Consider the following 12,184-nt stretch of genomic DNA (forward strand, 5'->3'; position numbering starts at 1 on the left):
GCGCCAGCGCCCCTTGACGCGGTGAGGGGCGTGGGCGCCTGCGGCCCCGGCCTAGAACACCTCGAACAGCCCGGCTGCGCCCATGCCGCCGCCCACGCACATGGTGACGACGACATATTTCGCCCCGCGGCGCTTGCCCTCGATCAGCGCGTGGCCGACGCAGCGCGCCCCCGTCATCCCATAGGGATGGCCGATCGAGATCGAGCCGCCGTTGACGTTGAGGATGTCGTTGGGGATGCCGAGCGTGTCGCGGCAATAGAGCACCTGCACCGCGAAGGCCTCGTTGAGTTCCCACAGGCCGATATCGTCCATGGCAAGCCCATGGGCCTTGAGCAGCTTGGGGATCGCAAACACCGGGCCGATGCCCATTTCATCGGGCTCGGTGCCGGCCACCGCCATGCCGACATAGCGGCCGAGCGGGGCAAGGCCCTTCTTCTCGGCGAGCTTGGCTTCCATCAGCACCGCGGCCGAGGAGCCATCGGAAAGCTGCGAGGCATTGCCGGCGGTGATGTTCATCCCCGGCCCCATCACCGGCTGGAGCGCGGCCAGGCCTTCAAGGGTGGTGTCGGGGCGGTTGCCCTCGTCCTTGGTGAGCGTCACCTCGACATCGCTGACTTCGCCAGTGGCCTTGTCCTTCACCTTCATGGTGGTGGTGACCGGCACGATCTCGTCATCGAACTTGCCGGCGGCCTGGGCCGCGGCGGTGCGCTGCTGCGATTGCAGGGCATATTCGTCCTGCGCCTCGCGGGTGATGCCGTAGCGCTTGGCCACCACTTCGGCGGTGCCGAGCATCGGCATGTAGATGTCCTTGTGCATCGCGATCAGCGAGGGATCGGGCATCACGCGCATTTCTGCGGTCTGCACCAGGCTGATCGAATCCTGCCCGCCGCCCACGACGATATCCATCTGGTCGGTGATGATCTGCTTGGCCGCGGTGGCAATCGCCATCAGGCCGCTTGAGCACTGGCGGTCGATGGTCTGGGCGGCGACTGTCACCGGGCAGCCGGCGCGCAGCGCCACCTGCCGGCCGATATTTCCGGCCTGGGTGCCCTGGGTGAGCACGCAGCCCCACACCACATCGTCGATTTCGCCCGGCTCGATCCCGGCGCGCGCGATCGCCGGGGCAAGGCTGAGCGCGCCCAGCGTCGGGCCGAGCGTGGCATTGAAGGCGCCCTTGTAGGCGCGCCCGATCGGGGTGCGGGCGGTGGAGACGATAACAGCGTCACGAGCCATGGTGGGGTATCCTCAGATCAAGGCCCCTCTGCCCGAGAGGCAAGGGGGCGGGGTGGGGGGGCGGGTGGAGAGGCTGGCGCGCCTTTCCACCCTTCATGCGCGCTTCAGCGCGCGGCAATTGCAGCGGCGATCAGACGAAATATTGCGTGATCCACTCGCAGATCAGCGCGGGCTTGTCCTCGCCCTCGATCTCGATGGTGATCTCGGCGGTCTGCTGCCACTGGCCGGGGCGCTTCTCGATCATCTCGAGCAGCTTCCAGTGGCCGCGGATGCGCTTGCCCGCACGCACCGGGGCGATGAAGCGGGTCTTGTTGCCGCCATAGTTGACGCCCATCTTGATCCCGTCGATGCGCGGCATGTCGGAATTGGCGGCAAGATAGGGGATCATCGACAAGGTGAGAAAGCCATGGGCGATGGTCCCGCCGAAGGGGGTCATCTTGGCCAGTTCCTCGTTGACGTGGATGAACTGGTGATCGCCGGTGGCATCGGCGAACTTGTTGATGCGCTCCTGGCTCATCTCCACCCATTGGCTGGTGCCGATATGCTCGCCCACCTTGGCGGCCAGTTCCTGCGGGTTCATCGCTCCTCCTCCTCCTTGGCTTGTGCGCGGCGGGCAGGGGCGCCCGCGGCCCGGTTCGTGGGCGATCTCATGGCGCAACAACGGGGGGAGCGCAACCGAGCGGCCTATGCCGCTACGGCACCGCCGAGCGCCGGGGCGGGGGTGGCCGGCTTGCGGCTGCTGCGGGCAAGATTGGCCCGGGCCGAATCGATCCGCGCGCAATAGGTATGAAGGCCGATCTGCAGCCCCACCAGCATCAGCATCACCGGCTGATAGGCGATCCCCTGGAACAGCGCCCCGACGAGATAGATGAGCGCGCCCATCTGCAGCGCCGCGGCAAAGGGCGCGATCCAGCGCTCGGCCTCGTCGCTGCGGCGGCGCCAGCGGCGCTGGATGCGCTCCATCTGCCACAGGCCGAGAAGATGGAGCAAAACCCAGATGGCAAGGCCGGGCCAGCCCTGTTCGCCCAGCACCTCGAACACCGAGGAGTGGAAGGCGCGGGCCTTGTCCTCGACCTCGCGGTATTCGATCGTGGTGGTGTTGCCATCGACCGTCTTGACCGGCATGACATAGGTGAAGCGGTTGGAGCGATAGGCATCAAAGCCCCCACCAAACGGCTTTTCGGCGACATAATCGAGCGTCCAGCGCCACACCGCCACCCTGGTCGAGGCGCTTTCATCGCCCGAGGGCGAAAGGATGGTGGCCATGCGCTCATAGTAGCTCTGCGGCAGGAAGGGCAGCGCCGCCAGCCCCAGCGCCCCGGCGCCGAGGATGAACAGCAGCCGCCGCCTGGTGTAGCGCAGCATCAAGAGGCCGAGCGCGGCGATGCACAACAGGCCGGTGCGCGCCTCGGTGCCGATCGGGATGAGCAGGCAGGCAAAGGTGAGCGCCGCGGCAAACAGGCTCACCAGCCAGTGCGGGCGAAAGATCGTGCCGTGGCGGGCAAACCACCAGATCAGCGGGATGAGCCCGATCGCCACCGTGGCGAGTGTCGAGCTTTCATAGATGCCCGAATTGTCGTTGACGAAGAAATGGAGGTTGGCATAGCCGCCGCCGCCCAGCACCGTCTTCATCCCCGCGCCGATCACGATGGTGGCGACCGAAAGGGTCAGGACGAGCGCCAGCCCCTCGATCCGCGCCCGGGTGGTGAGCGTGAGCGGCAGGAAGATCGCAAACAGCAGCGCCTTCCACACCCAGTCCCACTTGGTTGCCGCTTCCTCGGGAAAATCGGCCCTGCCGGTGGTCCAGAAGCACCAGATGAGCAGCGCGAGCAGCAGCCCCTGGCGCAAGGTGAAGCGCGCGCCCGTCTTGCGGTCGAGCACGAGCCAGCCGCCAAAGGCCGCGGCAAAGGCGATCAGCGAGACCGGGATCGAGGTGATGATGCCATAGCCGATGCGCTGGGGCGCGAGGATGTCGATATAGACATAGAGCAGCACCCACAGGAACGGGCGCTTGAGCCCGAGCACCAGCACACAGGCGATGAAGGCGAGGAAGAAAAGATCGAGCATCAGGGTGCCCGCGGCGCTTGGCGCGCGCCCATCCCGGCCTGGGCCTCGGCCGCATCCCCGGCCGCGCGGGCGCGGCGCGCGGCGCTGCGGCCTGCGGCGCTGCGCGCGGCGCGGTTGGTTTCGGTCTCGGCCTCGATCGCGCTGATGAGCGGATCGGCATCGAGCCCGTCGCGCAGCAGCAGCCGCAGGAAGGCCAGCGCCATCAGGCCATGGCCAAGCAGCAGCGCAAACTTGTCGATCATCTCGTGGTGGCTCCGGGCCGCGGCGGTGCGCCGTTCCTACCCCGGTGGCGGTTGACGCCGCGTTAAGCACGCCCGCGCTATGCCCCGCGGCCATGACCCGCGTGCTCCATGTGCTTGACCATTCGCTCCCGCTCCATTCGGGCTATACCTTCCGCACCCGCGCGATCCTGAAGGCGCAGCAGGCCCTGGGGCTTGAGGTGCGGGGGATCACCGGGCAACGGCACAACCTTGAAGCCTCGGCCAGGGCCGCGTGCGATGAGGCCGATGGCCTCACCTTCCACCGCACGCCGGGCACGCCGGCGGGCCTTTCTCCCATGCGCGAACTCGATGAGATCGAGGCGCTGACCGCGGCGATCTTGGCGCTCGCCGAAGCGTGGCGGCCCGAGATCATCCACGCCCATTCCCCGGCGCTGTGCGGCGCGGCGGCGCATCGTGCGGCCCGCGCGCTGGGGGTGCCCTTCGTCTATGAGATCCGCGCCTTCTGGGAGGATGCCGCGGTCGGCAACCTTTCGGGCAGCGAGGGCAGCCTCAAATACCGCCTCACCCGCGCGCTCGAGACCCGGGTGGCACGCAGCGCCGATGCGCTGTTTGCGATCTGCCACGGATTGAAGGACGATCTGGCGGCGCGCGGGATTGCGCCAGGACGCATCCACATCATGCCCAATGGGGTGGATCTGGGGCTGTTCGGCGCGCCGGCGCCGCGCGATGAGGCGCTGGCCGCGCGGCTGGGGCTGGCGCCGGGCGCGCCGGTGATCGGCTATATCGGCAGCTTCTATGCCTATGAGGGGGTGGACGATCTCATCGCCGCCATGCCGCTGCTGCGCGCGCGCCACCCGGCGGCGCGGTTGCTGCTGGTGGGGGCAGGGCCGATGGACGCGGCCTGGCGCGCCGCCGCCGCCGCTCTGAGCGAGCCGGATGCAGTGATCTTCGCCGGGCGCGTGCCGCATGGCGAGGTCGAACGCTATTATTCGCTCATCGACGTGCTCGCCTATCCGAGGAAGGCCCAGCGCCTCACCGATCTCGTCACGCCGCTAAAGCCGCTCGAGGCCATGGCCCAGCGCCGCCTCGTTGCCGCCTCGAACGTGGGCGGGCACCGCGAGCTCATCCGCGATGGCGAAACCGGAACGCTGTTCGCCCCCGACGATCCGGCCGCCTGCGCCGCGGCGCTCGCGCGCCTGCTCGATCGCCGCGAAGAATGGGAGGCGCTGCGCGACCGGGCGCAGGCCCATGTCCGGCGCTGCCACGACTGGGCCAGCAATGCGCGCGATTATCTGGCTGTTTACCATCACCTGCTAGGCCGGGATGCGGCCGGGATGGCGCAAGGCACCGCGCTGGCGCTGGCCACGGCAGGATAGATCAGGACAGGCGGATGAGACGGGGCAGGCAAGCGGCACAAGACGTGGGGCGCAAGCGCGCCGGCTGGCGCGCGCTCATCGCGCACCGCCTGTTCGCCGCGGCGATCGGGGTGTGGGGCGCGCTGCTCGGCGGCCTTGCGGTGATGGTGCTGCCGGCCAGCCTTGTCGCCACCCACCTGGCCCCCTTCGCGCCTGCCGCGCTTGCCCCCTGGGTGCAGCCGCTCGCCGCGCTCATCGCTGCGGCCCTGCTCGCCGGCCTGCTCGGCGCGCTTGCCGCAGCGCTTTCGCGCCGCGTCCGCGCCGGGGGGCGCACCGTGGAGGCTCAGGCTCCCGAAGATTGTGGCCCGATCGATCCGGCGCGCGATCTTGGACTTGCCAGCCTTGACGAGGCCTTCACCCCCGATCCGCCCGCCGCAGAACCCCATTGCGCGCCGCAGGAGCTTGATCTGGCCGGCTTTGCCGCGCTTCCCGGGCGCAATGCGGTGTGGGTGGAAGAGCCCGCGGCGCCCGAACCGGTGGCGCCCGAACCGGTGGCGCCTGAACCCGCGTCTCAGCATGCCCCCGAACCTGCCCCGGAACCCGCGCCCGTGGATGCGCCCGCCGCGCCGGTGGCGCCGCTGCGCCGCGGCCCGGCGATTCCCGATCCCGGCGCTGCCGCGCTCGCCCGGCTGCGCGCCGTGCCGCTGAGCGAGCTCAGCCTTGCCGAGATGGTCGAGCGGCTGGCCGGGGCGATCCACGAACACCGCCGCGCCGAGGCTGGCACCGCGCTCACGAGCGAAGACCTTGCCGCGCGCCAGGCCGCGCTGGCCGAGGCGCTCAAGGCGCTCGCCGCGCTGGGGGGCGAGGACGCCGCGGGCGCAGGTGACGCCGAGCCGCTGCGCGCGGCGCTGGCGCGGCTCCAGCACCTGCGCGGGGCGGCCTGAGCGGCGCAAAAGCTGCAACCAAACCGGCGCTCTGGTGTATCAGGCGCAATCTAATGATAGCCTGAATAGGTCTTCGAGAAATAATACTTCACGCAACCCCATTGCCAAACCGCTTTGCTGTCGGCATGAGGGCCGCCATCGGGCGGGGCTGACGCCAGGGGCAGCCGTGTCCGTGAAAAGCCCGCCGCCAAGCGCCCCTCCGGCCTGCCAATGCCCGAAGCGCGCCTGTCGGCATCAGACAGATCGGATTCTTGCCATGGGTTACCCCATCTCCCAGGGTCTTTATGACCCCGCCCACGAACATGACGCCTGCGGCGTCGGCATGGTCGCGCATATCAAGGGGGAGAAAAGCCACGCCATCATCACCCAGGCGCTCGAGATTCTCGAGAAGCTCGATCACCGCGGCGCGGTGGGCGCCGATCCGCTACTGGGCGATGGCGCGGGGATCCTGATCCAGATTCCCGATCCGCTGATTCGCGCCTGGGCGCTGGAACAGGGCCACGATCTGCCCGCCCCCGGCGATTATGCCGTGGCGATGTGCTTCCTGCCGCAGGACGAGGCCGCGCGCGCCTTCGTGATGGAGCGGATGGAGGCGCTCACCGCCAAGGAGGGCCAGCGCTTCATCGGCTGGCGCGATGTGCCCACCACTCTGGACGGGCTGGGCGCGGCCGTGCTTGCCTCGATGCCGGTGATCAAGATGGCGATCGTGGCGCGGGGGGAAAACTGCGCTGATCAGGACGCCTTCGAGCGCAAGCTCCTCGTCATCCGCAAGCAGCTGCAAAACCCTCTCGCCCAGCTGGCCGAGCGCCATGGCCTTGCGCAGCTGACCGAGACCTATCTGCCCAGCTTCTCCTCGCGCACGCTGGTTTACAAGGGGCTGCTGCTCGCCACCCAGGTGGGCAGCTTCTATGACGACTTGCGCAATCCCGATTGCGTTTCGGCGCTTGGCCTTGTGCACCAGCGCTTTTCCACCAACACCTTCCCCAGCTGGCGGCTGGCGCATCCGTTCCGCTTCATCGCCCATAATGGCGAGATCAACACCGTGCGCGGCAACGTCAACTGGATGAACGCGCGCCGCCGCACCATGGAAAGCGAGCTGCTGGGGCCGGATCTTGACAAGATGTGGCCGATCATCCCGCACGGCCAGTCCGACACCGCCTGCCTCGACAATGCGCTCGAGCTGTTGGTGGCGGGCGGATACAGCCTCGCCCATGCGATGATGATGCTGATCCCCGAGGCGTGGAGCGGCAACAGCCTGATGGACCCGGCCCGGCGCGCCTTCTACGAATATCACGCCGCGCTGATGGAGCCGTGGGACGGGCCGGCGGCGGTGTGCTTCACCGACGGGCGCCAGATCGGCGCCACGCTCGATCGCAACGGGCTGCGCCCGGCGCGCTATTGCGTGACCAAGGACGATATCGTCTGCCTCGCCTCGGAAAGCGGCGTTTTGCCCTTTGCCGAGGAAGACATCGTGCGCAAGTGGCGGCTGCAGCCGGGCAAGATGCTGCTCATCGATCTCGAGCAGGGCCGCATCATCGAGGACGATGAATTGAAGGCCGAACTCGCCAATGCCCAGCCCTATGCCAAGTGGCTGGCCCAGGCGCAGTACAAGCTCGAGGACATCACCGATATCGTCCCCGAACTGGCGGCGATCCCGGAGGAGGCGACCACCCTGCTCCAGCGCCAGCAGGCCTTCGGCTACACCCAGGAAGACATTGCGCGCTTCCTCGAGCCGATGGCACTCGAGGCTGACGATCCGGTCGGCTCGATGGGCACCGACACGCCGATCGCGGTGCTCTCCAACCGTGCGCGGCTGCTCTATGACTATTTCAAGCAGAACTTCGCGCAGGTGACCAACCCGCCGATCGATCCGATCCGCGAGGAGCTGGTGATGAGCCTCACCAGCATGATCGGCCCGCGCCCCAATCTGCTCGGCCGTGATGGCGGCACCCACAAGCGGCTCGAGGTCGATCAGCCGATCCTCACCAATGCCGATCTGGCCAAGATCCGCTCGGTCGAGGAGGCGCTCGATGGCGCCTTCCGCTGCGCCACCATCGACATCACCTGGGATGCGGCGAGCGGTGCTGCCGGGCTGGAGCAGGCCTTGAAGGAAATGTGCTGGGCCGCGACCGAGGCGGTGCTCCAGGATCACAACATCCTGATCCTGTCCGACCGCGCCCAGAGCGAGGCGCGGGTGCCGATGCCGGCGCTGCTCGCCACCGCGGCGGTGCATCATCACCTGGTGCGCCAGGGCCTGAGGATGCAGACCGGCCTCGTGGTCGAGACCGGCGAGGCGCGCGAGGTGCACCACTTCTGCGTGCTCGCCGGCTATGGCGCGGAAGCGATCAACCCCTACCTTGCCTTCGAGACGATCGAGGCGCTGCGCGCCGTGCGCCACCCCGAGCTGACGCCCGAGAAGGTGCAGCAGAACTTCATCAAGGCGGTGGGCAAGGGCATCCGCAAGGTCATGTCCAAGATGGGCATTTCGACCTACCAGTCCTATTGCGGGGCGCAGATCTTCGATGCGGTGGGGCTTTCCTCCGCCTTCGTCGAGAAATATTTCACCGGCACCGCCACCACCATCGAGGGCATCGGCCTTGCCGAGGTGGCCGAGGAGGCGCTGCGCCGCCACGCCCAGGCCTATGGCAACAACCCGCTTTATGACGGGATGCTCGATGTCGGCGGGATTTACCAATACCGCCTGCGCGGCGAGGATCACGCCTGGACGCCGCAGAGCGTCTCCAGGCTCCAGCACGCGGTGCGCGGCAACAATCCAGCCGACTATGCCGAGTTTGCCCGCAGCATCAACGAACAGTCCGAAAGGCTGCTCACCATCCGCGGGCTGCTCGAGTTCAAGAAGGCCGATCAGCCGATCCCGCTCGAGGAGGTCGAACCGGCCAGCGAGATCGTCAAGCGCTTCTCCACGGGGGCGATGAGCTTCGGCTCGATCAGCCACGAGGCCCATTCGACCCTGGCGATCGCGATGAACCGCATCGGCGGGCGTTCCAACACCGGCGAGGGCGGGGAGGAGCCGTTCCGCTTCAAGCCCCTGCCCAACGGCGATTCGATGCGCAGCCGGATCAAGCAGGTGGCATCCGGCCGCTTCGGGGTGACGACTGAATATCTCGTCAATGCCGATGATATCCAGATCAAGATGGCGCAAGGGGCAAAGCCCGGCGAGGGCGGGCAGCTGCCCGGGCACAAGGTTGACAAGCGGATCGGCGCGGTGCGCCATTCCACCCCGGGCGTGGGCCTCATCAGCCCGCCGCCGCACCACGACATCTATTCGATCGAGGACCTGGCGCAGCTGATCCACGACCTCAAGAACGTCAACCCGGCGGCGCGTATTTCGGTCAAGCTGGTCTCCGAAGTCGGGGTCGGCACGGTGGCGGCGGGCGTGTCCAAGGCGCGCGCCGATCATGTCACCATCGCAGGCTACGATGGAGGCACGGGCGCATCGCCGCTCACCTCGCTCACCCATGCCGGCAGCCCCTGGGAGATCGGTCTTGCCGAAACCCAGCAGACCCTGCTGCTCAACGATCTGCGCGATCGCATCGCGGTGCAGGTCGATGGGGGCCTGCGCACGGGCCGCGATGTGGCCATCGGCGCGCTGCTTGGCGCGGACGAGTTCGGCTTTGCGACGGCACCCTTGATTGCTGCCGGGTGCATCATGATGAGGAAGTGCCACCTCAACACCTGCCCGGTGGGGGTGGCAACGCAGGACCCGGTGCTGCGCGCGCGCTTCACCGGCCAGCCCGAGCACGTCATCAACTACTTCTTCTTCGTCGCCGAGGAGCTGCGCCAGATCATGGCCGAGATGGGCTTCCGCAAGGTCGAGGAGATGATCGGCCGGGTCGATCGGCTCGACACCCGGCGGATGGAGCGGCACTGGAAGGCGCGCGGGGTGGATCTTTCACGCCTGCTCCACCAGGTGCCGCTGAAGCCCGGGGCGGCGCTGCGCCAGACCACGACGCAGAACCACGGTTTGGAAGGCGCGCTCGACAACCGCATCATCGCCGATTGCCAGCCCGCGCTCGAACACCGCCAGCCGGTGCAGCTGGAATACGAGGTGCGCAACGTCAACCGCACGGTGGGCGCGATGCTTTCGGGCGAGGTGGCGCGGCGCTATGGCCACGAGGGCCTGCCCACCGACACCATCCGCATCAACCTCAAGGGCGTGGCCGGGCAGAGCCTTGGCGCGTGGCTCGCCCATGGGGTGACGATCGATCTTGTCGGCGATGCCAATGATTATGTCGGCAAGGGGCTATCGGGCGGGCGGATCATCGTGCGCCAGCCGCCCGAGGCGGCGCGCGCGGCGCATGAGAACATCATCGTCGGCAACACCGTGCTCTATGGCGCGATCGCGGGCGAGGCCTATTTCAACGGCGTTGCCGGGGAGCGCTTTGCGGTGCGCAATTCGGGCGCGATCGCGGTGGTCGAGGGCACGGGGGATCATGGCTGCGAATATATGACCGGCGGTGTGGTGGTGGTGCTGGGCAAGACCGGGCGCAACTTTGCCGCCGGGATGAGCGGCGGGGTCGCCTATGTCTATGATCCGCAAAGGGTCTTTGGCGATCTGGTCAATCATGCCCAGGTCGATCTGGTGCCGATTTCGCCCACGCCCGATGCCGACGAGGGCACCGGCCGGCCGAGCCAGCGCCCGCGCAATGTGCATGATTTCGGCATGGGCGACATGCTGCGCCACGATGCCGAGCGGCTGCGCATCCTGGTGGAGCGGCACCTTTTGCACACCGGCTCGGCGCGCGCGCGCGAACTGCTGGCCGATTGGGACGCGGCGCTGCGCTGCTTCGTCAAGGTGATGCCGCGCGACTATGCCGCCGCGCTCAGGAAGCTCGAGGCCGAAAGGCGCGAGGCCGAAAGCGTGGCGGCGGAATAGGGTTTGAGGAACGAGACCAGAGCAATGGGCAAGGAAACCGGATTTCTCGAGCTGGAGCGGCGCGAGCGCGACTATCTCGATCCCAAGGAGCGGGTGAAGAATTACCGCGAATTCGTCATCCAGCCGGATGATGCGACGCTGCAGGGGCAGGCCTCGCGCTGCATGAATTGCGGCATTCCCTATTGCCACAATGGCTGCCCGGTGAACAACCTCATCCCCGACTGGAACCACCTCGTCTATGAGGCGGACTGGCGGCGGGCGCTGGAGATGCTCCACTCCACCAACAATTTCCCCGAGTTCACCGGGCGCGTCTGTCCGGCGCCGTGCGAGGCAAGCTGCACGCTCAACATCATCGACCAGCCGGTGACCATCAAGTCGATCGAATGTGCAATCGTCGATCGCGGGTGGAAGGAGGGCTGGATCGCCCCCAAGCTGCCCGCGCGCAAGACCGGCAAGCAGGTGGCGATCGTCGGCTCCGGCCCGGCTGGCCTCGCCTGCGCCCAGCAGCTGGCGCGCGCGGGCCATTCGGTCACGGTGTTCGAGAAGGCCGACCGCGTGGGCGGGCTGCTGCGCTATGGCATCCCCGACTTCAAGATGGAAAAGCACCTCATCAACCGGCGCTGCGTGCAGATGGAAGCCGAGGGGGTGACCTTCAAGACCTCGAAGGAGGTGGGGGTGGATATCTCCTTCCAGTCGCTGCGCGAGAACTTCGATGCCGTGGTGCTGGCCGGCGGGGCCGAGGAGGCGCGCCAGCTCACCATTCCCGGCGCGGAAATGCCGGGGGTGCGGCTCGCCATGGAGTTTCTGACCCAGCAGAACAAGCGGGTGGCCGGGGATGACGAGCTGCGCGCCGCGCCGCGCGGCAGCCTGCTGGCCACCGGCAAGCGGGTGGTGGTGATCGGCGGTGGGGACACGGGCAGCGACTGTGTCGGCACCGCCAACCGCCAGGGGGCGATCAGCGTCACCCAGCTCGAGATCATGCCCAAGCCCCCCGAAAAGGAGGACAAGGCGCTGACCTGGCCCGATTGGCCGATGAAGCTGCGCACCTCGACCAGCCACCAGGAAGGGGTGGAGCGCGACTGGGCGGTGCTGGCCAAGCGCGTGCTCGGCGATGGCGAAACCGTGACCGGCCTCGAATGCGTCCGGGTCGAATGGCAGGGCGGGCAGATGCGCGAGATCGAAGGCACCACCTTCACCATCCCTGCCGATCTCATCCTGCTCGCGATGGGCTTTGTCGGGCCGCGCAAGGCCGGGCTGCTTGAACAGGCCGGGGTCAGCCTCACCGAGCGCGGCAATGTCGCTGCCGATACCGACAGCTATGCCACCAGCGTGCCGGGCGTGTTTGCCTGCGGCGACATGCGGCGCGGGCAGAGCCTCGTGGTCTGGGCGATCCGCGAGGGGCGGCAATGCGCGCGCAGCGTCGATGAGGCGCTGATGGGCACCACCAGCCTGCCGCGCTGAGCCGGG

At 67.9% G+C, this 12,184-nt stretch carries 8 protein-coding genes; 4 read left to right on the forward strand and 4 right to left on the reverse strand.

Annotation, left to right across the window (positions count from 1 at the left end):
• Positions 1–51: 51 nt before the first annotated feature.
• From G524_RS0103605 to G524_RS14860, 4 genes are all read right to left on the reverse strand, one after another.
• On the reverse strand, positions 52–1,233 hold the full coding sequence (locus tag G524_RS0103605; protein ID WP_027442488.1) for an acetyl-CoA C-acyltransferase: 1,182 nt from the start codon (positions 1,231–1,233) through the stop codon (positions 52–54).
• A 130-nt stretch (positions 1,234–1,363) separates the two neighbouring features.
• Entirely contained in the window at positions 1,364–1,813 is a 450-nt protein-coding gene (locus G524_RS0103610) for a MaoC family dehydratase (RefSeq protein ID WP_027442489.1), read from the reverse strand.
• Between the two features lie 104 nt (positions 1,814–1,917).
• The gene (locus tag G524_RS0103615; protein WP_027442490.1) at positions 1,918–3,300 is read right to left on the reverse strand and encodes a putative O-glycosylation ligase, exosortase A system-associated; all 1,383 of its coding nucleotides are present in this window, start codon (positions 3,298–3,300) and stop codon (positions 1,918–1,920) included.
• Positions 3,300–3,542 carry a hypothetical protein gene (locus G524_RS14860; RefSeq protein ID WP_051220879.1) on the reverse strand — a complete coding sequence of 81 codons (243 nt, stop codon included), beginning with the start codon at positions 3,540–3,542 and terminating at the stop codon, positions 3,300–3,302. Before G524_RS14860 ends, G524_RS0103615 begins: the two co-directional genes overlap by 1 nt.
• 92 nt (positions 3,543–3,634) lie before the next feature.
• Here G524_RS14860 and G524_RS14865 point away from each other — a divergent pair, with 92 nt between their 5' ends.
• The 4 genes from G524_RS14865 to G524_RS0103640 all read left to right on the forward strand — a co-directional run bounded on the left by G524_RS14865 (position 3,635) and on the right by G524_RS0103640 (position 12,178).
• A complete protein-coding gene (locus tag G524_RS14865; RefSeq protein ID WP_051220880.1) occupies positions 3,635–4,897 on the forward strand; it encodes a TIGR04063 family PEP-CTERM/XrtA system glycosyltransferase in 1,263 nt (420 codons plus the stop codon).
• A 44-nt stretch (positions 4,898–4,941) separates the two neighbouring features.
• Positions 4,942–5,820: a hypothetical protein gene (locus G524_RS0103630; protein ID WP_027442491.1), complete on the forward strand. Its 879-nt coding sequence runs from the start codon at positions 4,942–4,944 to the stop codon at positions 5,818–5,820.
• A gap of 256 nt (positions 5,821–6,076) precedes the next feature.
• Positions 6,077–10,717 (forward strand): glutamate synthase large subunit, encoded by a 4,641-nt coding sequence (gltB, locus tag G524_RS0103635; RefSeq protein ID WP_027442492.1) that lies wholly within the window; start codon positions 6,077–6,079, stop codon positions 10,715–10,717.
• Between the two features lie 24 nt (positions 10,718–10,741).
• Positions 10,742–12,178, forward strand: coding sequence for a glutamate synthase subunit beta (locus G524_RS0103640; protein ID WP_027442493.1), 1,437 nt, complete (start codon positions 10,742–10,744; stop codon positions 12,176–12,178).
• The last annotated feature ends 6 nt before the right edge of the window (positions 12,179–12,184 follow it).

Origin of the sequence: Erythrobacter cryptus DSM 12079, from assembly GCF_000422985.1 — a bacterium.
Classification (GTDB): domain Bacteria; phylum Pseudomonadota; class Alphaproteobacteria; order Sphingomonadales; family Sphingomonadaceae; genus Erythrobacter; species Erythrobacter cryptus.